General features: G+C 62.5%; 24 protein-coding genes, 2 tRNA genes, 1 other RNA gene and 1 riboswitch. Of the genes, 11 read left to right on the top strand and 16 right to left on the bottom strand.

Annotated elements, in window-relative coordinates:
* Positions 1-107: 107 nt before the first annotated feature.
* An RNA gene (gene ffs / locus OPV09_RS09375) (signal recognition particle sRNA small type) lies at positions 108-206 on the bottom strand.
* A gap of 192 nt (positions 207-398) precedes the next feature.
* Positions 399-1883, bottom strand: a complete 1485-nt coding sequence (gene ubiD / locus OPV09_RS09370) for a 4-hydroxy-3-polyprenylbenzoate decarboxylase (protein WP_083292446.1) — start codon at positions 1881-1883, stop codon at positions 399-401.
* A 478-nt stretch (positions 1884-2361) separates the two neighbouring features.
* Here ubiD and OPV09_RS09365 point away from each other — a divergent pair, with 478 nt between their 5' ends.
* A complete protein-coding gene (locus OPV09_RS09365) occupies positions 2362-3285 on the top strand; it encodes a lytic transglycosylase domain-containing protein (protein ID WP_051992030.1) in 924 nt (307 codons plus the stop codon).
* A 119-nt stretch (positions 3286-3404) separates the two neighbouring features.
* Here the strand turns inward: OPV09_RS09365 and nusB are convergent, their stop codons facing one another.
* From nusB to ribBA, 3 genes are all read right to left on the bottom strand, one after another.
* Positions 3405-3875, bottom strand: coding sequence for a transcription antitermination factor NusB (gene nusB, locus OPV09_RS09360; protein ID WP_034759129.1), 471 nt, complete (start codon positions 3873-3875; stop codon positions 3405-3407).
* A gap of 91 nt (positions 3876-3966) precedes the next feature.
* A complete protein-coding gene (gene ribH, locus OPV09_RS09355; protein WP_034759563.1) occupies positions 3967-4449 on the bottom strand; it encodes a 6,7-dimethyl-8-ribityllumazine synthase in 483 nt (160 codons plus the stop codon).
* Positions 4450-4622: 173 nt separating this feature from the next.
* Positions 4623-5744 (bottom strand): bifunctional 3,4-dihydroxy-2-butanone-4-phosphate synthase/GTP cyclohydrolase II, encoded by a 1122-nt coding sequence (gene ribBA, locus OPV09_RS09350; protein WP_034759133.1) that lies wholly within the window; start codon positions 5742-5744, stop codon positions 4623-4625.
* Between the two features lie 445 nt (positions 5745-6189).
* On the opposite strand from ribBA, the gene OPV09_RS09345 reads away from it, so the two are divergent.
* Positions 6190-6615: an OsmC family protein gene (locus tag OPV09_RS09345; RefSeq protein ID WP_034759136.1), complete on the top strand. Its 426-nt coding sequence runs from the start codon at positions 6190-6192 to the stop codon at positions 6613-6615.
* Here OPV09_RS09345 and OPV09_RS09340 read toward each other — a convergent pair.
* The 11 genes from OPV09_RS09340 to glyA form a co-directional block, all read right to left on the bottom strand.
* Complete coding sequence (locus tag OPV09_RS09340; protein WP_338681356.1) at positions 6612-8024, bottom strand: hypothetical protein; 1413 nt, start codon at positions 8022-8024, stop codon at positions 6612-6614. The two genes, OPV09_RS09345 and OPV09_RS09340, sit on opposite strands and share 4 nt — an antisense overlap.
* A 99-nt stretch (positions 8025-8123) precedes the next feature.
* Entirely contained in the window at positions 8124-8759 is a 636-nt protein-coding gene (locus OPV09_RS09335; protein ID WP_034786589.1) for a riboflavin synthase, read from the bottom strand.
* A 27-nt stretch (positions 8760-8786) separates the two neighbouring features.
* On the bottom strand, positions 8787-9887 hold the full coding sequence (gene ribD / locus OPV09_RS09330; RefSeq protein WP_319993189.1) for a bifunctional diaminohydroxyphosphoribosylaminopyrimidine deaminase/5-amino-6-(5-phosphoribosylamino)uracil reductase RibD: 1101 nt from the start codon (positions 9885-9887) through the stop codon (positions 8787-8789).
* 39 nt (positions 9888-9926) lie between these two features.
* Positions 9927-10457 carry a GspH/FimT family protein gene (locus OPV09_RS09325; RefSeq protein WP_338681354.1) on the bottom strand — a complete coding sequence of 177 codons (531 nt, stop codon included), beginning with the start codon at positions 10455-10457 and terminating at the stop codon, positions 9927-9929.
* Between the two features lie 66 nt (positions 10458-10523).
* Positions 10524-11024: a type IV pilin protein gene (locus OPV09_RS09320; RefSeq protein ID WP_338681352.1), complete on the bottom strand. Its 501-nt coding sequence runs from the start codon at positions 11022-11024 to the stop codon at positions 10524-10526.
* A 59-nt stretch (positions 11025-11083) separates the two neighbouring features.
* Positions 11084-14941 carry a pilus assembly protein gene (locus OPV09_RS09315; protein WP_338681351.1) on the bottom strand — a complete coding sequence of 1286 codons (3858 nt, stop codon included), beginning with the start codon at positions 14939-14941 and terminating at the stop codon, positions 11084-11086.
* Positions 14938-15594: a pilus assembly PilX family protein gene (locus OPV09_RS09310; protein WP_338681350.1), complete on the bottom strand. Its 657-nt coding sequence runs from the start codon at positions 15592-15594 to the stop codon at positions 14938-14940. Before OPV09_RS09310 ends, OPV09_RS09315 begins: the two co-directional genes overlap by 4 nt.
* Positions 15595-15606: 12 nt before the next feature.
* Positions 15607-16575 carry a PilW family protein gene (locus tag OPV09_RS09305; protein WP_338681349.1) on the bottom strand — a complete coding sequence of 323 codons (969 nt, stop codon included), beginning with the start codon at positions 16573-16575 and terminating at the stop codon, positions 15607-15609.
* The gene (gene pilV / locus OPV09_RS09300; protein ID WP_338681348.1) at positions 16572-17141 is read right to left on the bottom strand and encodes a type IV pilus modification protein PilV; all 570 of its coding nucleotides are present in this window, start codon (positions 17139-17141) and stop codon (positions 16572-16574) included. The genes OPV09_RS09305 and pilV overlap by 4 nt, the downstream gene beginning before the upstream one ends.
* Positions 17142-17383: 242 nt before the next feature.
* On the bottom strand, positions 17384-17845 hold the full coding sequence (gene nrdR / locus OPV09_RS09295) for a transcriptional regulator NrdR (RefSeq protein WP_338681347.1): 462 nt from the start codon (positions 17843-17845) through the stop codon (positions 17384-17386).
* 143 nt (positions 17846-17988) lie between these two features.
* Positions 17989-19236, bottom strand: coding sequence for a serine hydroxymethyltransferase (gene glyA, locus OPV09_RS09290; RefSeq protein ID WP_034759173.1), 1248 nt, complete (start codon positions 19234-19236; stop codon positions 17989-17991).
* A 111-nt stretch (positions 19237-19347) separates the two neighbouring features.
* A riboswitch (ZMP/ZTP riboswitch) is annotated at positions 19348-19472 on the bottom strand.
* A 283-nt stretch (positions 19473-19755) separates the two neighbouring features.
* On the opposite strand from glyA, the gene ybgC reads away from it, so the two are divergent.
* The 9 genes from ybgC (at position 19756) to OPV09_RS09245 (ending at position 25458) form a co-directional block, all read left to right on the top strand.
* Positions 19756-20157, top strand: a complete 402-nt coding sequence (gene ybgC / locus OPV09_RS09285; protein ID WP_070300900.1) for a tol-pal system-associated acyl-CoA thioesterase — start codon at positions 19756-19758, stop codon at positions 20155-20157.
* A 47-nt stretch (positions 20158-20204) separates the two neighbouring features.
* Positions 20205-20894, top strand: a complete 690-nt coding sequence (gene tolQ, locus OPV09_RS09280) for a protein TolQ (RefSeq protein WP_034759183.1) — start codon at positions 20205-20207, stop codon at positions 20892-20894.
* Positions 20895-20909: 15 nt separating this feature from the next.
* Positions 20910-21350 carry an ExbD/TolR family protein gene (locus OPV09_RS09275; protein WP_223278896.1) on the top strand — a complete coding sequence of 147 codons (441 nt, stop codon included), beginning with the start codon at positions 20910-20912 and terminating at the stop codon, positions 21348-21350.
* 48 nt (positions 21351-21398) lie between these two features.
* On the top strand, positions 21399-22418 hold the full coding sequence (tolA, locus tag OPV09_RS09270) for a cell envelope integrity protein TolA (RefSeq protein ID WP_338681345.1): 1020 nt from the start codon (positions 21399-21401) through the stop codon (positions 22416-22418).
* A 5-nt stretch (positions 22419-22423) separates the two neighbouring features.
* Positions 22424-23692, top strand: a complete 1269-nt coding sequence (tolB, locus tag OPV09_RS09265; RefSeq protein ID WP_425324050.1) for a Tol-Pal system beta propeller repeat protein TolB — start codon at positions 22424-22426, stop codon at positions 23690-23692.
* Between the two features lie 43 nt (positions 23693-23735).
* On the top strand, positions 23736-24257 hold the full coding sequence (gene pal, locus OPV09_RS09260) for a peptidoglycan-associated lipoprotein Pal (protein WP_034759187.1): 522 nt from the start codon (positions 23736-23738) through the stop codon (positions 24255-24257).
* A 134-nt stretch (positions 24258-24391) separates the two neighbouring features.
* Complete coding sequence (gene ybgF / locus OPV09_RS09255) at positions 24392-25150, top strand: tol-pal system protein YbgF (RefSeq protein ID WP_338681343.1); 759 nt, start codon at positions 24392-24394, stop codon at positions 25148-25150.
* Between the two features lie 67 nt (positions 25151-25217).
* Positions 25218-25293, top strand: a tRNA-Lys gene (locus OPV09_RS09250).
* An 89-nt stretch (positions 25294-25382) separates the two neighbouring features.
* Positions 25383-25458: transfer RNA gene (locus OPV09_RS09245), tRNA-Lys, on the top strand.
* Positions 25459-25558: the final 100 nt, after the last annotated feature.

Here is a 25558-nt window from a genome sequence, read left to right as displayed (position 1 = left end):
ACACGGCAAGCCCGGCAATGCTGCGGATCGACAAGAAAACGGGGCCGTAAAAGCAAAAAAGCTGCCCATGGCAGCTTGATTGTTGATCCTGATAAAACATTCCCGAAGGAGGCGAGCCTGATCTGCGGCACTCATGGTTAATAGCCGTGGCTGCTTCGTTCCCGACCTGACCAGGTTAGCCATGCCACGATGCGCAGGGGCCCGCCAAGGACAATTATAACCGACCTGCGCAAGATTGGGAAATTGCCGTGTGAATGCTGAGTAGGTCGGCGTAGGTGGGCGTAGGTCGGCTTAGGCCGCAGGCCGTAAGCCGACGCTACTGAGCAAGCAAACCACGAACAAGCAAGCACCGCAACGTCGGCTTACGCGCTGCGCGCTAAGCCGACCTACGTCACTACCTATAAACCCAGCTCCTGCCAAATCCCATCCACCTTGGCCTTCACTTCCGGCGTCATGGCAATCGTCGTGCCCCATTCGCGCGTCGTTTCGCCCGGCCATTTATTCGTCGCGTCGATACCCATCTTGCTGCCCAGACCGCTGACCGGCGAGGCGAAGTCCAAGTAGTCGATGGGCGTGTTGTCGACCAGGGTCGTGTCGCGGATCGGATCGACACGCGTGGTGATGGCCCAGATGACTTCTTTCCAGTCGCGGATATTCACGTCTTCGTCGACCACGACGATGAACTTGGTATACATGAACTGGCGCAAGAAGCTCCACACGCCAAACATCACGCGCTTGGCGTGGCCCGCATACTGTTTCTTGATCTGCACCACGGCCATGCGGTAGCTGCAGCCTTCGGGCGGCAGATAGAAGTCGGTGATTTCGCTGAACTGCTTTTGCAGCAGCGGCACGAACACTTCATTCAGCGCCAGCCCCAGCACGGCCGGCTCGTCCGGCGGTTTGCCTGTGTACGTGGAGTGGTAGATTGGATCGCGGCGCATGGTGATGCGGTCGATGGTAAACACAGGGAAACTGTCCTGCTCATTATAGTAGCCCGTGTGGTCGCCATACGGCCCTTCCAGCGCATGCTCGTAGCCGCTCGGATGGTTTTCGTCCGGATAGATATGGCCTTCGAGCACGATTTCGGCCGATGCCGGCACGCGCAGCTCGCTGCCGATGGCTTTCACCAGCTCCGTGCGGCTGCCGCGCAGCAAGCCGGCGAACTGGTATTCGGACAGGCTGTCCGGCACCGGCGTGACGGCCCCTAATATAGTAGCGGGATCGGCACCGAGCGCGACGGCGATCGGATACGGCTTGCCCTTGCTTTGAATCGCGTGCTCGCGGAAGTCCAGCGCCCCGCCCCGGTGCGCCAGCCAGCGCATGATGACCTTATTGCGTCCCAGCACTTGCTGGCGGTAGATGCCGAGGTTTTGCCGCTTCTTGTTCGGCCCCTTGGTAATCACCAAGCCCCAGGTGATCAGGGGGGCGACGTCGCCGGGCCAGCAATGCTGGATCGGCAGGCGCGCGAGGTCGACGTCGTTGCCTTCCCAAACGATTTCCTGACACTTCGCGCCGCGCAACTCCTTCGGCGACATGTCCCACACGGATTTCACCAGCGAGCCCAGGCCCAGCAGATCCTTGAAATCCTTCGGCGGTTCCGGTTCCTTCAAGCGCGCCAGCACATGGCCGATCTTGCGCAACTCGCTGACGTCTTCCGCGCCCATGCCCAGCGCCACGCGGCGCGTGGTGCCGAACAGGTTGCCCAGCACCGGCATGGTGTGTCCCGTCGGATTATTGAACAGCAAGGCCGGTCCGCCCGCGCGCAAGGTGCGGTCGCACACTTCCGTCATCTCCAAAATCGGTGAAATGGGGGTCGAAATGGGCTTAAGTTCACCCATTTGTTGCAGTTGAGAAATAAAATCTCGTAAATCTGAATATTTCATGTGTTTTTAATTTTTTTTGACGTCGGACGCCGTTGCTGAAGGATCTATGCCAAGTAATTGATTTTATTGGCTTTTAGCACAATGCAAGTCAAAAAGTAAGACATAAAAGTAATAAAGAAACGATTCTTTAGTATTGACTTGATATAAAACGGCTTCTACAATTCGCCCAACTTGAAAGAGCACGCCGGCCCAGAGCTTGATTTTAGCGTTTCTCTTTCATTCACGGAGTCGGGGCTCCACATGACATTTTAAGGAGTGTTTTCAAAAGGCGTCTGCCTTACCCCCGGTAAAAGTTGTATTGCGACTGATCCAATACCAGCATGGGACCGATCAGCTCAAGCAAGCAATGACGGCGTTTCTCGCACGCATCCATACGCGGCGGAAACGATGATATTTCTGATGCACGGCATTGGCAGTACCCACAACACCGCGACACCGCGGAGGGACTGCCTGTTGACGCGACATTTCGGGGAACTCTATGACTCATCGTAGCACTGAAGCAGCATTACCTGCTTCAACCGTGGCTGGTCAGCCAGCGTTGGCGCGTTTGCGCGCCCGCGCACAAGCCATTTCGGCACGTGGCGTTTTAACCACTGCGCAACACACACTGACAGTCTTCGGCATTTCCGCCCTGGCACTGATCGCCCTGCTGATGTTCCGCCCTGACCTGGGCAAGCAACTGACGCACAGCCTGTTCCCGCTGCCAATGGCAGAAGCGCAAGCCGTTGAAGCGCCGGCCCTGTCGGCACTGATGGAAGCGCCCGCTTCCGTACAAACGGCCGCCGCCAGCGACGCGCCGCTGAGCAAGGAAGAAAAAGCCTTGCTGGGCACGCAAAAGCAGCAGCAATGGGTCACCAACTGGCTCTCCAAGCGCTACCGCGTGGCCAACGACGCGACCAATATGCTCGTGTCGACGGCGTACCTGACGGCCCGTGAAATCAAGCTGGACCCGCTGCTGATCCTGGCCGTGATGGCCATCGAATCGGGCTTGAACCCGTTCGCGGAAAGCCCCGTCGGCGCACAAGGCTTGATGCAAGTCATGTCGAAAGTGCACCATGAGCGCTTCCAGGAAATGGGCGGCGTGCAAGCAGCCCTGAACCCCGTCGCCAACATCCGCGTCGGCTCCCTGATCCTGAAAGACTACGTCACGCGTGGCGGTTCCGTCGAAGCGGGCTTGAAAACCTACGTAGGCGCCGCCAACTTCGCCACCGACTCGGGCTACGGCTCGCGCGTGCTGGCCGAATACCGCCGCCTGAAACAAGTGTCCGCCGGCCAGCGCGTGCCGACCACGACACCGGTGATGGCATCGAACACGCCAGCGCCAGCCAAGGCACCGGCAGCGGTAGCGGAAAGCGGCATCACCATCAAAGTATTACCCCACAACGAGATCGCCGGCCTGTGACCCTTTAAAAGCCCTCACAGGGGCATCCAAAAAGCAGCACCCAATGAAAAAGCCACCGCACGCAAGTGCCGGTGGCTTTTTTATTGCCCTGCGGCAGCAGCCGCAGGGATTACGCTATATTACTTGCGCTTATTGGCGTTGACTTCTTCCTCGCGGAATTTCACTGCCAGCTTGTCGAGCACGCCGTTCACATACTTGTGGCCGTCGATACCGCCAAACGACTTGGCCAGCTCGACCGCTTCGTTGATGACGACGCGGTACGGGATTTCCATGTTGTTCTTCAGCTCGAAAGCGCCGATCAGCAGGATGCCATGTTCGATCGGCGACAGTTCAGCGATATTGCGGTCGATCAATGGTGCCATGCTTTCGCGCAGCGCCAGCGAATCCTTGATGGCGCCGTACAGCAGCACCGTGAAATGATCGCCATCGGCCTTGTCGAAACCGTGGGCCGCGCGAATATTGTTCACGACGGTGGTCGCGTCTTCATTGTTCAGCAGCCACTGGTACAAGCCCTGCAGCGCAAACTCGCGCGCGCGGTGACGCGGCGTGCGGTTTTTGCTGGGATTGGCGAGCAAATTTTTCTCAGTCATGATTGTTACCTGTTCTTAAATACGTATTTACTGCAGATAGTGACGAATACCGCGGTGCGCTGCCAGGCAGCACACTGCGGCGCAAGCACGATTAATCCTCGTCTGTGTCTTGCAACTCTTCCAGCGCTTGCGCCAGATTGGCCATTTCCACTGCCACGCGTGCCGCTTCGGCTCCCTTGACCAGCATGCGCACTTCCGCCTGCTCGTCGTTTTCGGTCGTCAACACTGCGTTGGCGATCGGGATGCCGTAATCGAGACCGACGCGCGTGATGCCCGCGCCCGATTCGTTCGATACCAGCTCGAAGTGGTAGGTTTCACCGCGAATCACGGCGCCCAGTGCGATCAGGGCGTCGAATTGCTCGGTTTCTGCCATTTTTTGCAGAATCAGTGGGATTTCCAGGGCGCCCGGCACGGTCACGTGCAGGATATCTTCATCGGCCACGCCCAGCTTGCTCAACTCTTCCAGGCATGCCGACAGCAAGCCACCACCGACGATTTCATTGAATCGTGCCTGGACGATACCGACGCGCAAACCTTCGCCGGCAAAATTGGTTTCATATGCTCCTACTGTCATCATAAGCCTCTTTAATCTGGTGGTTCAGGGCGACACACACATGCCGCCATCGTTTACTCTCACATTGACGCCTGACAAAATCGTAGCGAGCGGCAGCGAGTTGTGGTCGAGAAGCGCAACTGTACGAAGGTACAGTGAGCATCGCAGGCCGCAAATCGCGACGCGCAGTAGATTTAGTTAGGCGTCTGGCCAGGATGGCACTGAAAACCGGTTACTTCCAGGTCGAAACCGACCATCGACGGCATCTTGCGGGGGCTGGCCAGCAATTGCATCTTGCTCACGCCCAGGTCGCGCAGGATTTGCGCGCCGATGCCATAGCTGCGCAAGTCCATGCTGGCGGCGCGGCCTTTCGGCTTGGCTTGCGGCGTGTCCAGGGCGGCGAACTGGGCAAACAGCTCGCTCGACGTCTCGCCGCAGTTCAGCAAGACCATCACACCACGCTCGGCCTGCTTGATGGCGGCCATCGAGGCGGCCACCGTCCACGAGTGGGTGGTCGCTTCGCTTTCCAGCACGTCCAGCAGGGAAACGGGCTGGTGCACGCGCACCAGCGCTTCCAGGCCGGGAGCCAGGTCGCCATGCACGAGGGCCAGATGGGCCGACGCGCTGGGCTTGTCGCGGAAGGCGATCAAACGGAATTCGCCATGCGCCGTGTGCAGGGTGCGCTCGGCAACGCGTTCGACCAGGGACTCGGTCTGGCTGCGGTAATGGATCAGGTCGGCAATCGTGCCGATTTTCAGGCCATGTTGCTCGGCAAACACCAGCAAGTCCGGCAGACGCGCCATGGTGCCGTCGTCCTTCATGATTTCGCAAATCACGGATGCGGGCGTCAAGCCGGCCATGGCCGTCAGGTCGCAACCGGCTTCCGTATGGCCTGCGCGCATCAGCACGCCGCCCTTTTGCGCTTTCAGCGGGAAGATATGGCCGGGCTGGACGATATCGCTGGGCTGCGTGCCCTTGGCAACAGCCACCTGGATGGTCTTGGCGCGGTCGGCGGCGGAAATGCCCGTCGTCACGCCTTCGGCCGCTTCAATGGAAACAGTAAAGTTGGTACCGTAGGCGGTGCCGTTGCGCGAGGTCATCATCGACAGGTTCAGCTCGTCGCAACGCTCTTCCGTCAGGGTCAGGCAGACCAGGCCACGCGCATGCGTGATCATGAAATTGATGGCTTCAGGCGTCACGAAATCGGCGGCAAGCACCAGATCGCCTTCATTTTCCCGGTCTTCTTCATCGACCAGTATCACCATGCGGCCGGCGCGCAATTCAGCGACGATCTCTTCGGTGCTGGATATAGACATTGTTCATCCTCTTATGACGCCTGCCAAAACCTGCTGCGCGTCGGTATAGGCGGCCTGCGATGCTCACCGTACCTTCGTACGGTTGCGCTTCTCGGCCACCTCTCCCTTCCGCTCGCGACGGTTTTGCCAGGCGTTGTTAATGTAACTAAAAACTGAACCTAAACCTGAAACATCAAGCGAGAATATTCCGCGAATTTCCGGGAATTTTCTTATAACCTGCTATTTTAAAGGATTTAGCGCTTGCAGACCTGAAATAAGACAGTCCAGCAACACCAATATGCAGGCCGCCTCCCTGCCTGCCCCACAAAGCGCCGATTCCCCGATCCGGCGCACACGGCGGCGGCAAAGCGCGCGCCGCCGGCCTTGCAAAGAGCATAAGATCAGCCAGTCACCGCCACGGCGCTGATACCCCACTCGCAGCGACACCCCACACAGGAGCGGCAATATGAAAACCAACGGATCGGCCATCTGGTCAGGCGGCATCAAGGATGGCAAGGGCGCCATCAGCACGCGCAGCGGCGCCTTGCAGGAATATCCCTATGGCTTTGCCAGCCGCTTCGAAGGCAAGCCGGGCACGAATCCCGAGGAATTGATCGGCGCCGCCCACGCGGGCTGTTTCACCATGGCCCTGTCGCTGATCCTCGGCGAAGCGGGCCTGACGGCGGAAAAGATGGAGACGACGGCCGAAGTGACTCTCGACAAGGTCGACGACGGCTTCGCCATCACGGCCGTCCACCTGATCCTCAAAGCGAAGATCCCGGGTGCCGACCAGGCGAAGTTCGAGGAATTGACGGGCAAGGCCAAGGCTGGCTGCCCCGTATCGAAGCTGCTGAAAGCCAACATCACCCTGGACGCGACCCTGCTGCCCTAGATTTTAGGCACGGGCTTGACAGGTTCCACGGCAGCGACGGGCGCCACCAGCGGCAGGCGCGAGTCGCTGGCCGGCACTGGCCGGTTCATCAGGCCGGGATTCAGGGCTGCATTGTTCAGGTTATAGGCGGCAATGGCCGCCGCCACGGATGGGTCTTGCGATGAGGGCAAGGGCACGGCCTGGCCCGCTGCTTGCGCGGCTTGCTGCTGCGCCTGGGCATTTTGCTGGGCCAGCTGGGCCTGGGCCGTCGCCTCCAGTCCTGCTTGCGCCTGTAACTGGGTATCGCGCGCCTGGGTCTGCGCACGCGCGGCCTCTGCCTGCGCACGCAGCTGGGCATCGCTGTCGGCCAGCTGTGCCGAGGTCAGCCGTGCACGCTCCATCGCATCGGCTGCCGCCTGTGCCTGCTCTTCGCGCTGCGTCTGTTGCAATTGATCCTGGCGCAATGCGTCCAGGCGCGCGTCTTCCTGCCGCGGGGCCTGGCGTTCGGCGTCCAGGCGCTGCGTGTCGATATCTTGGGCGTCAAAACGCTGCTGGCCGGCCTTCTGCGCCTGCTGCAGATCCTGGCCGGCTGTCGCCGGTGGCGGCCGCAGTTCCTGCAAGTCCAGGTTCAGCTCTTCCGCTTCCAGTTGCTGCTGCAGTTCCAGCTGCCGCTGTGCGATGGCAGCCGTTTGCGGCGGCGCCACGTCGACGGCCTGCGGCTGCGTGGCTTGCGACGCCTGCACGGCGCCGGACGGCAATGTTTCGCCCGTTAAATCCGCTTCGACATTGGCCTCCAGCGGCGCGCCCTGCTGCCGGGCCAGCACGGCGCCCACCTGTGCCAGCACGTCCGTTCCCTGTTGCAAGGCGTCCAGGGTGGCATTGCTGTCCGCCGCATAGGCGGCTTGCAACGTTGGCGCATCGACATCTTCATTGCGCAAGTCGATGCCGATACGGGCCAGCTGCGCTTGCGTGAGCAAGCTGCCGTCCTGCGCCAGCGCGGCGGCCGCATCCGTCGTGCCGTCGCCCGACAATAAATCATAGCGCTGCGCCAGGCTGCCCGGCGTGTCGCCGGCCGTCGCCAGCTGGCTGGCGTCGATGCCGCTCGTTTGCAGCTGGGCGAACGATTCCGTCAACTGCCGCGCCAGCGCCAGCAAGTCGTCATTGACATTCACGGGAGTATTTGCCGCCCTGGCCTCTTCCGTGGCGCCTTGCAAGGCCAGCAGTTGCCGGCGCGACAAGGCCACGCCGGACAGGAACTGGCCCAGCGGGGAGATGTCGACCTGGGTCGAGGACTGGATGGCAAGGGCCGCCGCCGCGCTGGACGGCGGCACGGGCAGCGCAGGCGCCAGCGGCGCCAGCGGTACCGTCTCGCCCACGCGGGACGTGGCCGGGATGGTGTTGGGCACGGTTGCGCGCGAAATCGGGTCCATGGCTAGCCTCCACTGCGGAAAGCTTCATAGTATGCGCGTCTGAAAGAAAAGCAACACACGCTTGGCAAGGCCGCTGGTGTGCTGCTTCAAGCTGTGGTGTTAAGCGGCAGCCTTGTCCAAGGACAACATGCGCTCGACATAGCGGGCGATCAGGTCGATTTCCAGGTTGACCTTGCCATCGACCGTCAAGTGTTTCAGGGTCGTCATGGCAATCGTGTGCGGGATCAGGTTGATCGAGAAACGGCAGCCGTTGACGGCGCCCGCGCCCAAGTCTTCCACCCGGTTGACGGTCAGGGACACGCCATTGACGACGACGGAACCCTTGAAGGCCAGGTATTTCGCCAGCTCATGGGGCGCTTCGATCACCAGTTCCCACGATTCGCCCACGGCTTCGAACTTGCGCACGATGCCCAGGCCGTCAACGTGGCCGGAGACCAGGTGCCCCCCCAAGCGCTCGGCCAGGGTCAGGGCTTTTTCCAGGTTCACTTCCGTGGTGGTATCGAGGCCCACGGTGCAATTGAGGCTTTCACGCGAGACATCGACGGCGAAACCCGTGTCCGATTTTTCCACCACCGTCATGCAGGCGCCATTGATGGCGATCGAATCGCCCAGGGCCACATCGGCCAGCGGCAAGCCGCCCGCGTGGATGTTCAGGCGCACGCCTGCATCGAGGCCGCCGTCGAGCGGCTGCACGGTTTCAATCTTGCCGATGGCGGCAACAATTCCTGTAAACATGAACTAACCCTATAAAGTGTAAAAGTATTAATTGCGCTGGGCGAATCTTGCAAGGATACGCACATCTTCGCCCACTTGCTGAACCTGGTGAAATTGCAAAGTGCGCTGTTGCTTGATATCCGTCAATGCGGGCAAGTCAAACATGCCTTGCGCATCGCCCAGCAAGGTGGGCGCCAGGTAGACCAGCAACTCGTCGACGCAGCCTTCGCGTATCAGCGAACCATTCAGCTTGGCGCCGGCCTCGACGTGGACTTCATTGATTTGCCGCCGTCCCAGTTCCAGCATCAGCGCGGGCAGGTCGACCTTGCCGTCCCCGTTCGGCAGCACGATGACTTCCGCACCGAGCGCCTGCAGCTGCGCTTCCTTTTCCGGGTTGGCGACGGCCGCCACGATCCACGTGCCGCCACCTTGCAGGATGCGCGCGTCGAGGCTGATGTCGAGCCGGCTGTCGACGACGATGCGGCGCGGCTGGCGCGGCGTCTCCACGGCGCGCACGTTCAGTTGCGGGTCGTCCGCCTTGACCGTGCCGATGCCCGTCAGGATGGCGCAGGCGCGCGCGCGCCACGCGTGGCCGTCGGCGCGCGCCTGCGGCCCCGTGATCCACTGGCTTTGCCCATTGTGCAAGGCCGTCATGCCGTCCAGGCTGGCCGCCGTTTTCATGCGCACCCACGGCTTGCCGCGCTGCATGCGCGAAAAGAAGCCGATATTCATTTCATAGGCCTCGTCGGCCAGCACATCCGTGGTGACGGCGATGCCGGCCGCTTGCAGCTTGGCCAGCCCCTGCCCCGCCACCAGCGGGTTCGGGTCCGTCATGGCGGCCACGACGCGGCCCAGCCCCGCGCGCACGAGTGCATCGGAGCATGGCGGCGTGCGGCCGTGGTGGTTGCACGGTTCCAGGGTGACATAGGCGGTGGCGCCGCGCACATCGTTGCCGCGCGCCGCCGCATTGGCCAGCGCTTGCACCTCGGCATGATCCTGCCCGGCCGCCTGCGTCACGCCGGCGCCGATCACCTGGCCATCCCTGACGATCACGCAGCCGATGCGGGGATTGGGCGAGGTCGTGTACAGACCGCGCGCCGCCCATTCCAGCGCCAGGCGCATGCCATCGATATCGTTAAGTATTTCCACGGGCTACTTTGCTTGAAGGTGAGTAATTGGTCAGTCTTGCTACGAACTGTCGGCCACGCCGCTGCAATTGGCCGCCTGCTGCTGCGGGTCGCACACGCGCACCCTGCCCAGCATATTGATTTTAATATGGCGCACCTGCTTTCCCAAAGCCAGGGACAAGGTACCCCAGCGCGCCGCCAGACTATTGGTCGCGCTGCAACTGCGTCCTGCGCCATTGTAGGCGATATAAAACGGCGCCGTGGCCGACGAGAACACGAACTGTGCCGTGATGCCCTCCGGCAGCGGTCCCTGGCGGAACAGCAATTCGTCATCGCCATCGAACGCCAGGCTGGCATTGCGGTCGATGAAGACCAGCCAGCCCGTGCGCCAATCCGTGCCACCGGGCCCGGCCGGCATCAGCAGCACGCGCTGCCCGCGCGCCATCGCCTGCGCCCGCGTCAATTCGATGGCAGAGAACAAGTCCGTGGCCGCCGCGCGCACTTGCTGGCGCGCCAGCACCTGCTGCAAGCTGGGCATGGCGGCGGCCGCCAGCAGTGCGGCAATCGCCAGCACGGCCAGCAATTCGAGCATGGTGTGCCCGAGGGTACGCCCGAATGTGTGCCTGCTCCGCGGTGGCCGCTTGCGCGTGGTCATGGCTTAGGGCCAGCAATGGCTGGCCGGGCCGCTGCTGCCGCGCTGGCCCGTGCTGCTCAAGGACATCACGCCGCAATCGGCATCCTGGAACTGCGCATCGACCTTGGACGTGCCCGGCAGGGCGCGCAACAGCACGCATTGCCCGATCGCCAGGCCGGGACAGGCCAGCGCCTCGATTTCATATGCGCTGCCGGCCGCACCTTCTTCGCCCGACCACCACGGGAATTGCTGCGCCTGCGAAGCCGGCGACGACGAGGAAAACGCGAGATAGTGATTGTTTTGCGAGTAATAGCGCTCCTGCTGTTGCATCAGCCGCAGCAGGGCCGCCTGCCCCTGCACCCGCTTGGCACGCACGACGTGACCGTGATAAGCGGGCACGGCCAGCGCCAGCAGCAGGCTCATGATCGCCAGCGCGGACAGCAGTTCGATCAGGCTGAAGCCCAAGACGGCAGACGGGGCGCCACCGTTTGCTGCGGCCCGGTTCCGGCTTGCCAGCGCTCCCATGCGACCTCCCTTCTTCCCAAAAAAGCGCCAGCCGATACGCAGCACCCGCCTTGCCGAGCCTATTTTTTCTTGGCCGCCTCGTGCAATTCGCGCCAGTTCGCCACTTCGCGCCAGCTCAGGCGCCGGGCCGGCAGCGGCGCGCTGACAACCTTGAGCACCGCCCCGCTGGCAGCGCCGGGCAAGCCCGGTTGCAGCACGGCCAGTTCCTTGCGCCCCTCGGCCCGCCCTGCCGCCGTCGCGGCACCCACCGTGCTGTTCAGTTCCAGCGCCAGCGGCGGCGCACGCGCCAGGCCATCGTACAAGCGTCCCGTCTGCGCGCCCGCCTGCACGACCCCGGCGCCATCGGCGGCAAAACCGCTCAGCACGTCGAGCACGTACAGGCGGGTGACTGGCGTGGCGCAAGGATCGCGCCCGGGGAGGACGGTATTGAACAGCACCTTGCCAGCGGTCAGCACGGCACTGTTGATGCTGCGTTCGCCCGTTTGCGCGGTATCGAGAAAATCGAGGTACCAGCCGCGCATCGCGTCGCTGCCTGTGTAGCGCAGTTCGGCGCCGTCCACGCGCACGCCGCCCGCCGTCTCGCCCAGGCTGCGCTGTTCCAGGTCGGACCGGCTGCGCGTTGGGGACGACTCGCGCACATCGTCGTGCACGGCGTAAAACGACTGCGACAGAAAGGCGGCGGGCCAGGTATCGGCCGCTTCTACCAGCTTGCCCGTGCCGAACAGCAGCAGATAGCCGCCACCGGGCGCGTAGGCCACGTTCAGCTGCTGCGTCACGGGCTGGCGCCGGCCCAGCGCATCGCGCGCGACAAAGACGAGCTTGCGCCCCTGCCCATCCTTCCACGGCGGCCCGCCAGTCAAGTCGAAACGCCAGATATTGCCCTGCAAATCGCCCGCATACAGGAAAGCCAGCGCGCCGTCGCCACCCGGCACCACGGCGGGCGGGCCCAGCGCGTGGGGGGCGGCATTGGCGCCCGTATCCGCCTCGCTGTCATGGCCACCATCACCGCCACCGCTGGCCACAGGCACCTTGAGCCGGAAGTAATTACTTCCCAACGTCCATGGCGTGCCGGGCGCCTTGTCCAGCGCCAGCAGGAAGATGGCGGCGGCCGATGCGGGCGCCGTCGTGTCCTTGCCGTCATTGACATGGTTGTTATAGCCGCTGGCGACGACAGCAAAATCGCGGTAGGCAGGCGCGCCCTCCTTGCCGCCCATGTTGATGCGGGCGAAGGCGGGCGGCGCACGCACGTTGCCCATCAGCCTGTCGTCGCGGTCCGTGAATTCCCACAGCGCCCCGTCGTGCGCGAAGCGGGCCGGGTCGGTAATGTCGAGTGCAAACACGCCTTGCGCCCCGCCGCCCATACCCGACACCAGCACCGTCTTCCAATGTCCGAGCGCCATTACTTCCGCCGTGGCCGCCGCACCGTCGAGCAGCGGGCCAGGGCTGTAGTGAGTGCTCGCAACGGCTGACGCAGCGCGCAGCAGCGCTTGCGGCAGATAGGCAAACACTTCGCTGCCCGTACGCGCATCGAAGCCATGCAGCAAGCCGTCGTTGGCGCCCAGGTACAGCATTTTGCGTCGCTGCAGCAGCGCCTTGCGGTGCACGCCATAGCTGGCGCCCGGCATGCCCAGCCCGGGCGCGCCCACGTACAACAGATTGCCATGCGGCGCGGTACCCAGGCTACCTGAGCGGCGCCGCAGGAAGCCGCCCGGCTGGCCCACCTCGTGCGTGCGCTGGCCCAGCAGATACGCCAGGCGCGCTTCTCCCCGTCCATCGCCGCCGTCGAATGCACCGCGCTGTTCCGTATCGAGCCCCTTCCAGGCCAGCGGCATCAGGGCACCCTTGGCATCGAGCGTGTAGACGGGGCGCAAGGCCGGCGGCGCTCCATCCGGCGCAGGCTTATCCAGGCCGCCGGCGCGCCACCATGGCTTGCCGGGAAGCACTGCGCCATCGGCGCCCACGGCAAACGCGGTGCGCGACACGGTCATGCCGCCATCGGCCAGGCGCAGCTGCGTCTGGAACCAGTATGCCTCTTCCGTACCGCTGGCCAGCGCCATCAGGGACGGCCCGGCGAGCGTCGCCGGCAAGGTAGCCTTGTCGGCGGCCGCAAAGGCTGCGCGCAGTCCCGCGATCAGGGCGACCGGATCGCTGCCGGGCAAGTAATGGGCGGGCCAGCGGCCATCCAGGCTCCACTCGTCCAGCGCGCTGCCCGTTGCGCTCGTGAACGGGTTGGCGTCACCGTTCGCATCGAGAAAGCCGCCATATTTGGCTGCCAACAGCAAGGGCGTAGAAAGGGGCATGGCGGCCGGGTCGCCCTGGCGCAAGTCGCCCGCGTAGTGCTCGACCTTGGCAACGCCGTCGTTCTTGCCGCCAGGACGCAAAGCCTGCACATGCGACCAGTAAGCCAAGCCAGCCGCATGGTAGCTGGCGCCGCCAGCCCCGTCGGCCAGCAATTCCAGTGCCGCCAGGTCGGGCCGCGGCGCGGGATTGCCCTGCGCGCCGCCGCTTTCCAGGCTGCCCACCGCATGCGTCCAGGCCATCGCGTCGAACGCCGGCGGCGCGAATCCATCGGCAGCGCGTGCGCGGTCGCCGTTGGATGCGGGAATCACAGGAGCATTGCCGGGCACGTAACGGTCGCCCGCCATGCCAGCATCGCCGAGGCTGACGACGATGTGGCGCTGGCAACTGGCTGTTTGCGGGTCGCTCCATGGCGTCACGACCGGCAAGCCATCGTCGATGGCAGGCGGGGCCGTGGCTGGCGGCACGACAGGGCTTGCCTGCCGTCCCTGCAGGTAGCGCAGCGATTCGTACAGCAATTCAGCCAGCGGCGCCGCCTTCGCGTACGCACCGGGATGCCCGGCATTGCCGCGGCCCAAGCCATTGATGTAAGCGGTCACCCCGCCGCCAAAGCCCGCAGCCTGAGACGTAGATTGAGCCGCATACACGCCGTTGGCGGGATTCCACTCGGCGTCGGCATTGTCTTGCGGCATAAAATCGGGCGCCGCCCAGCGCTGCCTGCCCACGTGGGCCAGCGGCGCGCGCAGCACGCCGCCATACACGGGGCCGGCGCTGGCGGGCTGGCCGTTCAAGTGGCCGAACACGCCCACGCGCACCCTGCCGCCATGGCGCTGCACGGCGCCCACCGGCTTGTAGTTCTTGCCATATGCGAGGCACAAGTCGTCGCGCAACGGCCCCTCTTCCGTGTCGCAAACGCGCACGCGCGCGAGGAACACGCCGTGCGAGGCCGCAGCGCCGGGCGCGTCGCAACTGCCGCCCGGGGGCAAGCTGGCGTCGCCGAACAGCAAGCGGTTGCGGCAAGAAACGATGGCCAGTTGCGCCAGCGCAAACGGCGTCGCGGCCGCCACGCCGGTCTGCAGGAGCTTGCGCGGGAAAAAGACGGGGTGGGCAAAGAAGTCGATGGGGCTGTCCGCGTCGGGCAGGTAGGCGCGCTGCAGCACCGTCTTGCGCACTTCGTCGATGACGCGGTCGCCGCCCGTCAGCGCATAGCGGACGATGTCGAGCATGCTGGCACTGGCCCAGTTGAGAAAATTGCCGCTGAAACTGTCACCGCCGCAGCCGTGCAAGGCATCGGCCGGTTTCAGCACGGAAAAGTAAGCGGTCGCTACGCGCAAGTCCGGCAGCATGACGCCATCCTTGCTGCGGTAAGGATAGCTGTAGCACATGCGCGCATGGAAGTAGCCTGCATACTCGCGCTGCGGCGCATAGTCGCCCCCATGCGCGGCAGCGGCGGCAGCGTGCGTGAGGGACAGGTTGAGCAGGAGATTCGGCAGCACCCTGGCGCCGTACAAACCCGTGTCGGCCCGCGCCAGCACCACGGGAGGAGCGCCCGCGACGGCGGCGCCGCAAGCCAGGAAAATCCAGCCGAACAGCAGCCAGGCAAACATCAAAGCCCTCATGGCCCCGCTCCCACCGCCTGTTTGCGGTAATAACTTTGCAGCACGACTTGCGTGCTTTCCTGCGCCCCAAAACCGATAGCCGTGATGCGGTACACATAGCTTTCCGTGGCCATACCGCCGGCCGCTGCCGCAGCCTGCGCGCCGGGCGGATGAAACGGCAGCAGTTCGATCAGGTAGCGGGGCCGGCGCGACGGCAGAAAACCCTGCCCCGTCTGCATGACGGCGCCCGTAAACTGGCCATACGGCACCGTGCGGCTGCCAGCTTCGGCGCCATCGAGGTCCGTGCTCAGCCACAGCGCCGGTGCGTCCGGGGCGGCGGGCAGGCACAGGCCCAGTGCGCCGCCCTCGCCGCAGCCGTCCGCGAACCCTGCCGCACTACCTGGCGCGAAGAGGCTGCTGCGTCCCGGCGCGCCAGGCAAGCCTTCGATATCGTTCTCCGCATCCACCAATGCCTCCTCCGCCGCCTGAAACGCGATCTGCCGGTCGCGCTCGCCGCGCGCCGCCTTCTCGCCCTGTAATGCCATCTGCGCCGCCGATATGCCCAGCAACAAGATGATCACCAGCAGGCACAGCACATACACGAGGGTCGCGCCACTGTGGCGTACGCAAGATGGACACCAAGGTTCGCACCGGCGGACGCCCCTGCCTGCCATCGCGCCGCCCGCCTAGGCCGGCCCGTTGCGCAGCATGATGCTCGTCTGCACCAGTTGCCGCAGCCGCAAGCGCGTCGCGGCGGGCAAGGACGCGCGCACAATGCGCACGCCCGTGTCGCTGGCGCCGTGCGCCTCGGCATAGGCCTTGCCGAACAGGTCGAACTGCGCCGGCCCCAGTTCCGCCATCTTGTCCGCCTGGCCCGCCTCGCCATGCAGCAGCAGCGCCACACGCACGCTGGCCACGCGCTTCCAGTGCGTGCGGCGGTGCAGATCGCGCTGGCGCGCGGCCGCATCCGCGCCCTCCAGTACCAATGCCGCATCGTAGGCGTCGAGCGCGCTGGCGTTGACATAGCGGTTCGCCACGCCATCGGGCGGCGTATCCGTGTCGAGACCATACAGCACCTGGAAACCGTCGACGCCGCGAATGATGGCGTCCGCGCCCCAACCGTTCGCACCACGGTATTTACAACGCAGCTCGCCCTCGCCATCGGCGCCCTGCGCCACATAGAAAATGCTCCAGCCCCGCTGCGCCTGCGTTTGCGCGACGCCCACGCCGAAGCCCGCGCAATTGAGCACGGAACCGTCACCACCCTCTTCCTTGCCGGCGCCGTAATAGCGCAAGGCCAGCACGTCGCTGCCATGCAGGGCGCCGGGCAGCGCGCCGCTGATGCCCTCGCTGTTCTTGCCCAGGCTGCGCGCGTCGAGCCCGGCCACATTGGCGCTGTCGTCATCGGCATGGGCGACGGGCGCGGCGCTGCTGTCCCAGTTTACGTACGCCGTCTGACGCACGGCGCGGGCGATGGTGTCGAGTGCATAGCGGCCGTTATCGTCCAAGCGCGCGCTGGCGGACTGGTCGCCATAGCTGCCGCTGGCGGCCAGCAGCACGCTACTGGCCGCCAGCATCAGCAGCGCGCCCAGCGACAGGGCCACCAGCAATTCGACGAGGCTCATGCCGCGATGCCGATACAGGACCTCGTTCATGCGCCGCCTCCGCTCAGCTGGAATGCCAGCCTGGGCAACGACTCGCCTGCCGCATTCACGGCAGGCGAGCCATCGGGCAGGCGGCCGCGCCAGCCCAGCTTGATAACGATGGGCGCGCCCTTGCCGCCGCTGCACGCCCACTGCAAGCCTTGGGCGGCGGCATCCCACGCGGAAGTGTCGCGGCAAATATGCAGGCGCGCGCCGGGCAAGGCCGCATGCAGCCGCTGCTTCCATTCGGCGATATCGAATTGCGCCAGTTCGGCCGCGCTGCAGGCGGTGGCGCCGAAGCAGTCGGGCGCACCGCCGCCCGCTTCAGCGTCGTCCGCCGCCGCGTAGGCCACGTTCAGGTAGGGATTGCCAGCATCGGGGCCATTCATGAGCACGCTGTTCGCGCGCATGCGTTCGGCCATGCCGGCAGCCAGTTGCACGCCCGCCGACAATAGCCCCGACTCATGACGCGCGCGCAGCGAGTGCAGTTGCAGGATGCTGGCGCCCAGCAGACCCAGCGCCAACAGCAGCAGCGACACCAGCACCTCGACGAGGCTGCTGCCCCCCACAGGAAACATAGTGCGACCGCTATTGCGCATGCGCTACTCCCTTTCGCAGAAAGAGTCGCAGGAACAGGCGGCCCAGCTACAAGATAGGCGTGCGCAAAAAACCGGGTCTGCGCTGGCGCAAACAGCACGGCGATAAGTCGAGAAGAACAGCGTTGGGATTGATCAGACCGCTTGCCAGGCAAACCTTGGCGTGGTGAAAACGGAGCGCATAAGCAGCCCCGCCTTCACTAAGGTGAACAAGAAGCCGAAGGTCAGGGCTTGCGCGCCTGCCCCACTTCGGCAATCGCATCCTGGAACTCGGCCAGGTCTTCGAAATTTTTGTACACGGAGGCGAAGCGGATGTAGGCGATCTTGTCGAGGCGCTTGAGTTCCTGCATGACGAGTTCGCCGATATAGCCGGAATCGACTTCGCGCAGGCCGCTGGTCAGCAGTTTTTCCTGGATGGACGCGATGGCCGTATCCACGGAGGCGGCCGCAACGGGACGCTTGCGCAAGGCCAGCATCAAACTGCCGCGCAACTTATCCGCAGCGAACTCCGTCCGGCTGCCATTCTTTTTGACGACGGCCGGCATGATAAGTTCAATGCGCTCGTACGTGGTAAAACGCTTGTCGCATTTGCCGCAGCGGCGGCGGCGCCGAATGACATCCCCTTCCTCCGATACGCGCGTATCGAGAACCTGGGTGTCGCCGTGCTGGCAAAATGGACATTTCATGGGCTGGTTACAACTTTATAGTAATAATTACGGGAAATCGCCGTCCTTGTGCAAAGGGCGCCCGAATCACTCCGGGCGCCCTTGGGCACGAAGGAATGTGTCATACAGAATCTTACTCCGTATGACACATTCTGGACAAATTATTATGCGGCGTACACAGGGTGCGCGTCGGCCAGGACTTTCACAGCCGCTTTCACGCGCTCGATGGTGGCGGCGTCATGCGGATTGTCCAGCACGTCGGCGATCAGGTTGCCCACTTCTTCCGCTTGCGCTTCCTTGAAACCGCGCGTCGTCATCGCCGGGCTGCCCAGGCGGATGCCCGAAGTGACGAATGGTTTTTGCGGGTCGTTCGGGATACCGTTCTTGTTGCAGGTGATGTGCGCGGAACCGAGGATGGCTTCGGCTTCCTTGCCCGTCAGGTTCTTGGCGCGCAGGTCGACCAGCATGACGTGCGATTCGGTGCCACCGGAAACGATGCGCAGGCCGCGCTTGATCAGGGTTTTCGCCAGCACGTCGGCGTTCTTGATCACTTGCTTCTGGTATTCGACGAATTCAGGGCTCAGCGCTTCCTTGAAAGCGACGGCCTTGCCGGCGATCACGTGCATCAGCGGGCCGCCCTGGATGCCAGGGAAGATGGCCGAGTTGATGGCTTTTTCGTGTTCGGCCTTCATCAGGATGATGCCGCCGCGCGGGCCGCGCAACGATTTGTGCGTGGTCGAGGTGACGAAGTCGGCGAACGGCACCGGGTTCGGGTACAGGCCGGCGGCGATCAGGCCGGCGTAGTGGGCCATGTCGACCATGAAGTAGGCGCCAACTTCCTTGGCGATCTTGCTGAAGCGTTCGAAGTCGATCTTTTTCGAGAACGCGGACGCGCCGGCGATGATCAGCTTCGGCTTGCGTTCGCGGGCCAGGCGCTCCATTGCCTCGTAGTCGATGTCTTCTTCCGCCGTCAAACCGTAGGAGACGACGTCAAACCATTTGCCGGACATGTTCAGCGGCATGCCGTGGGTCAGGTGGCCGCCTTCGGCCAGCGACATACCCATGATCAGGTCGCCTGGTTTCAACATGGCAAAGAACACGCCCTGGTTCGCTTGCGAGCCGGAGTTCGGCTGCACGTTCGCGCATTCGGCGCCGAACAGCTGCTTGACACGGTCGATGGCCAGTTGCTCGGCCACGTCGACGTATTCGCAGCCGCCGTAGTAGCGCTTGCCTGGATAGCCTTCGGCGTACTTATTCGTCAGCTGCGAGCCTTGCGCTTCCATTACGGCTGGCGACGTGTAGTTCTCCGACGCGATCAGTTCGATATGATCGTGCTGGCGCGTGTTCTCTTTTTGAATGACGGCGAACAATTCAGGATCGACGTTGGCGAGGGTGTGATCTTTTGCAAACATGTAAAAACTCCAAGTATGAGGGTGCTTGTACTGGCAGATTGGATCGAATGAGGGGAGCCGGCGTTAAGTGAATAACAACATTGGACAGGCAGCCTCTTCGTGCTTTTCCATAGTGGCTACCCAGGCGAACGGCTGATGAAAAATCTCACGTTTCCCGGTGGGTGCCCACCTTTCGCCGGATTGCCGATCGCCACTCATGGAGATCGCCCGACTTTTCGCCAGTCACGTGAGACGTAATGGAATGCAAATTGTAAGTTAAGTGCCCAAATTGAGCAAGGAATGCAAGCGTGCGGCTATAATCGCCGCCCGGGCAGCGCCGGCCCATCGTCTTAAGCTGGATGTAAACTTTGCTCAGGCATGTAAGCGTATGTTACGGGGCTTGCCATTGCAGCCCTCCGTTTTACAATGCTGCGGTGCAACTTATATGCAGCTTTTGCATGGCTTTCCAGCAAGCGCCCACAGTCACAAGAAGAAAAATCGCGTAAAATGTTGCTCAATCTCACTACTGGCGCAATAAACATGCCTTCAGTCTTTACCTGGAACGTACGTGTCTACTATGAAGACACCGACGCCGGCGGCATCGTCTATTACGCTAACTACCTGAAATTCTTCGAGCGCGCGCGCACCGAATGGCTGCGCGCCATCGACGTGGGCCAGCAGGAATTGCTGGAACAGCACGACGCAATGTTCGTTGTCAAAAGCGTCAACGCCGACTATCATGCGCCAGCCAGGCTCGATGACACGGTAAGATTAACCTTAAACATAGAAAAAATGGGGCGCGCCTCCATCGTTTTCCTGCAACAAGCCTGGTGCGGCGACCGCCTGCTCAACACGGCCCGCGTCAAGATCGGCTGCGTCGATTCGGCACTGCGTCCGCGCGCCGTGCCTGATGCAGTCGCGGCCCGCATGCGCGCCGCCTGAGCCCTACCCGCCACCTCCGGACAATTCACCCAACAGACTGCCAGCCAATGAACGTTACACAAGATCTTTCTTTCCTCGCGCTCATCTCCAATGCCCATTTGATCGTGCAACTGATCATGGCCCTGCTGCTGCTGATTTCCCTGACCAGCTGGACCTACATTTTCCGCAAGATGTTTGCCGTGCGCCAGGCGCGCAAGCAAACCATCGAATTCGAACGCAGCTTCTGGGCCGGCGGCAACCTGCATGCGCTGCACCAGAACGCCAGCGGCAACCGCGACCAGAGCGGCGCGCTGGCCCGCATCTTCGACGCAGGCATGGGCGAATTCATCAAGGGCAAGGCTTCCTACGGTTCGCGTGAAGCGCTGGACGTCGGCGCCGTGCTCGACGGCGCACGCCGCGCCATGCGCGCCGCCTTCCAGCGTGAAATGGACGTGCTCGAATCGCATCTGGCCTTCCTCGCTTCCGTCGGTTCCGTCTCGCCATACATCGGCCTGCTCGGTACCGTCTGGGGCATCATGAACGCCTTCCGCGGCCTGGCCAACGTGCAGCAAGCCACCCTGGCCGCCGTCGCGCCCGGCATTGCCGAAGCGCTGATCGCCACCGCCATCGGCCTGTTCGCCGCGATTCCCGCCGTCGTCGCCTACAACCGTTTTTCGCATGACATCGACCGCCTGGCGATCCGCTTCGAGAGCTTCGTCGAGGAATTCTCCAACATCTTGCAGCGCCAGTCGCGCTAAGAGGGGGCAGCGTCCATGGGTTCCTCATTCAATAGCGGCGGCATGCGCGGCGGCCGTGGCCGCAAGTTCAAGTCCGAAATCAACGTCGTGCCGTACATCGACGTGATGCTGGTGCTGCTGATCATTTTCATGGTGATGCCGTCGTCGAACAATCCCAGCGTGGTGAACTTGCCCAACGCGGAAAAGTCGGCTAAACCGCCCGATGACTATATTCAGATCGTGCTGAAACCGAATGGTTCACTGTCGATCGGCGTCATCGGCAAGGAACAGCTGTCGCCGGAAACGGAACCGAACCGCGACGCCCTGCTGCGCAAGCTGCGCGGTTTGCACGAGAGCAATCCCGACTATCCCGTGATGATCGCGGGCGACAAGGAAAGCAAGTACGACGATGTGATCCAGCTCATTTCGGAAGCGAAAAAGATGGGCATTACCCGCGTTGGCCTGGCCACCAAGTAAGCGCAGCATCGTGTTTCCAGACTTGACCGTTTTTAGATAGACTAGACTTTGCAGAACAAACAAATCGACCATGTACTCGGCAAGCCCTACAGCGTGCCGCGCGAACGCAGCCGCTGGCCCTCGCTGGGCCTGGCGCTGGCGATGCACCTTGGGCTGCTGTTTTTCCTGTGGGTGGGCGTACACTGGCAAAATACGGAACCTGTCGCCGTCGAAGCGGAAGTGTGGGACATGAAGGTGCAGACGGCCGCGCCGCCGCCCGAAGTGGCGACGGAACCGGAGCCGACACCGGCCCCGCCGCCGGAACCGGAAGTGGAACAGCCGGCCCCGCCGCCACCGCCGCCGGTGGCCGTGCCCGAGCCGAAGGTCGACCTGCGCGAGGCGGAGATCGCCCTTGAGCGCAAGAAGGCCAAGCTGAAGGAAGAAAAAGAGAAAGCGGCAGCGGAAGAGCGCCGCAAGCAGGAACAGAAGGAACGCGAAGAAGAAAAGCGCGAACTGGAAAAACAGAAGCAGAAAGAAAAAGACAAGGCTGAAAAGCTGGAAAAAGAAAAGGCCGACAAGCTGGAGAAAGCCAAGCAGGCCAAAGAGAAAGAAAAAGCGGCGGAAGAAAAAGCCGAGAAGGAACTGTCCGATAAAAAAGCGGCGGCGGAAAAAGCTGCCAAGGCGAAAAAAGCGGCGGAAGAGAAAAAAGCCGCCGACAAGGCACGCGCTGCGGAAATGAGCCGCATCACGGGTGCGGCGGGCGCCGGCACGACGGGCACGGCCGAGAAATCGACCGCGCCACGCAAGGACAGCGGCTATGTCGCTGCCCTGACGAGCAAGATCAAGAGCAATATCGCGTACAGCGGTAGCACGGACGTGCCGGGCAACCCGCGCGCCGTGTTCAAGATCGAGCAACTGCCAACTGGGGAAATTATTTCGGTCCGAAAGATTAAAAGTAGCGGCCTGCCGGCGTATGACAGCTCGGTGGAAAACGCCATTAATAAATCGTCGCCACTGCCGAAGAAAAAAGACGGCACCGTGGAACGCGAGATTGAACTCATATTCGAGATGAAGGATTTGCCTAAATGATGACCATGAAAAAAATGAGCTATGTCGTGCTCTGCGCCAGCCTGGTGCTGGGAGCGTCCAGCGCCCAGGCGCAGTTGCGCGTGGAGATTACGGGGATCGGCAGCAACCAGATCCCGGTGGCTGTCGCCAGCTTCGTCAATGAATCGGCGGCGCCGCAATCGCTGTCGGGCATTATCAAGGCCGACCTGGCGCGCAGCGGCGTGTTCAAGCTGATCGATGCCGATGCGCCCGTATCGGAAACGGCCCCCGTCAGCTACGAGCAATGGAAATCGCGCGGCGCCGACGCGCTGGCGGCCGGCACCGTGCAAAGCATGGCCGATGGCCGCTTGGACGTGCGCTACAAGCTGTTCGACACCATCAAGGGTGCGCAGATTTCCAGCATGAACAATGCGGCCGCACCGCAATTCAACCGCCTGCTGGCGCACAAGATCGCCGACGATATCTATGAAAAGCTGACGGGCGTCAAGGGCGCGTTCGCCACGCGCATCGCCTACGTCACGCAATCGGGCCGCGAATACCGCTTGGAAGTGGCCGACGCCGATGGCGAAGGCATCCAGGTCGCGCTGCGCTCGAACGAGCCGATCATTTCGCCATCGTGGTCGCCGGACGGCACCAAGGTCGCGTATGTGTCGTTTGAAAAGAAAAAGCCGATTGTCTACGTGCAAAACCTGGTGACGCGCCAGCGCACCATCGTATCGAATGAAAAAGGCAGCAATTCGGCGCCGAGCTGGAGCCCGGACGGCTCGCGCCTGGCCGTGGCCCTGTCGCGCGATGGCCATACCCAGGTCTACACCGTCAATGCCGACGGCAGCGGTTTGCGCCGCGTCAGCACCAGCAGCGGCATCGATACGGAACCCCAATTCTCGGCCGATGGCCAAAGCATTTACTTCACCAGCGATCGCAGCGGCGGACCACAAATCTACCGCATGTCGGCCAGCGGTGGCGAAGCCAAGCGCGTGACGTTTGGCGGCTCCTACAACATCAGCCCGCGGATCTCGTCCGACGGGAAGACACTTGCTTATATTTCCCGTCGCGACGGCAATTTCCAGCTCTACGCGCTCGACCTGGCTAGTGGCCAGGAACTGCGCCTGTCGGACACCGCCAACGACGAATCACCGAGCTTTTCGCCCAACGGGAAATATATCATGTACGCGACCGAATCCGGACGACGCAAGTCGCTGGCAGTGGTATCGGTGGATGGCCGCGTCAAACAGCGTTTGACTACGCAAGCTGGCAATATCAAGGAGCCCACCTGGGGTCCTTTTATGAAGTAAATGCTGTACAGTTTCACCTTTAACCATGACCCGGAGAATAAAAATGAGTAACTTTAAAAGTTTGGCTTTCATCGCCGCTACCGCAGCTCTGCTGTCCGCCTGCAGCACCCCAGTCAAAGTAGCAGAAACCCCAGTGGTTGAGCGCGCTCCTGAAAAAGTCGCAGCTCCAGTTGACACCCGTCAAGTTCAGCCAGTGACGACCGCATCGGTCGATCCACTGGACGATCCAAAAGGCGTGCTGGCTAACCGCAGCATCTACTTCGACTTCGACAAATACGTCGTGCGCGAAGCGGACACCCCAGTCGTGCAAAACCACGCTGCTTACCTGGTGAAAACGCCTAGCCGCAAGATCCTGATCCAAGGTAACACCGATGAACGCGGTGGCGCTGAGTACAATCTGGCCCTGGGCCAGAAACGTGCTGAAGCCGTGCGCAAGTCGATGGCAGCCCTGGGCGTGCCAGAAGGCCAAATGGAAGCCGTGTCGCTGGGCAAAGAAAAGCCTAAAGCACAAGGCAGCAACGAAGCAGCATGGGCAGAAAACCGCCGCGCTGACATCGTTTATTGATGTTGACAGGTGAGCGCGGCAGCATTGGCGCTTACCTAACTGGCCAGTCATAGGCATAATAATGGGGCGCAGCGCGGTGATTCACCGCCCGGCGCCCCGTTTGCATGTTTGCGTAACCTTAGAAAGCCCGACCCATGATGACATTCTCGAAAGCCGGCCTCGCCGCCGCCTTGATGGCCGCGTTTGCCTACCTGCCCCTGCACGCCAACGCCGCCCTGTTCGATGACGACGAAGCGCGCAAGGCCATCCTCGAGCTGCGCGCCAAGGTCGACGCCATGGCGCGCGACCTGAACAGCCGCGTCGACACCAAGGCGGACAAGACCAGCACCCTGAGCCTGATCAACCAGCACGACCAGACCATGCAAGAGATCGCCCGCCTGCGCGGCCAGATCGAAGTGCTGGGCAACGACCTGGCGAATGTACAAAAGCGCCAGAAGGATTTCTACACCGACATCGATGCGCGCCTGCGCAAGCTCGAGCCGCGCCAGGTCACCATCGACGGCCAGGAAGCGGCCGTGGGCGTATCCGAGCAAAGCGCGTACGAATCCGCGTTCGGCCTGTTCAAGTCGGGCGACTACAAGGGCGCCGTCACGGCCCTGGACGGCTTCGTGAAACGCTATCCGGAATCGGCCTACGCGGCCAACGCGCAATACTGGCTGGGCAACGCCTATTACGCCCAGCGCGACTGCAAGAGCGCCATCACGGCCCAGCAGGCAGTGCTGAAGAACTACCCGGACAGCCCGAAGGCGCCCGACGCCATGCTCAACATCGCCAGCTGCTACACGGAGCTGAAAGACAAGGCCAACGCGACCAAGACCCTGAACGCGCTGATCTCGCGCTACCCGGACTCCAGCGCGGCCCAGGCTGCCAAGGAACGGGGCGGCAAAAAGTAAAAGCGGGGAAAAAGTTGCCCGTTAGGTTTGACAGAATCCCGGGCACCCCCTATAATCTTTCTTCTTCGGGTCGTTAGCTCAGCTGGTAGAGCAGCGGACTTTTAATCCGTTGGTCGCAGGTTCGAATCCCGCACGGCCTACCACGAATACGCAGTACTGATCTGCTTGCGAGTTGTTATAGCAAGCATTTTTTTACGGCACAGTGTTACCGAAGTTGTTGTAAAAAGTTTTTGGGTCGTTAGCTCAGCTGGTAGAGCAGCGGACTTTTAATCCGTTGGTCGCAGGTTCGAATCCCGCACGGCCTACCAAATACTTCAGAGAAGCCAACCGTTCGCGGTTGGCTTTTTTGTTTTCAGCAGCATCACTTGCACGCGATGCCATCGCTGACACAAATCAAACGCCTTGCCA

The sequence above is a fragment of the Janthinobacterium sp. TB1-E2 genome, from assembly GCF_036885605.1.
GTDB lineage: Bacteria > Pseudomonadota > Gammaproteobacteria > Burkholderiales > Burkholderiaceae_D > Janthinobacterium > Janthinobacterium aestuarii.
This window is presented reverse-complemented; position numbering and strand designations above follow the sequence as displayed.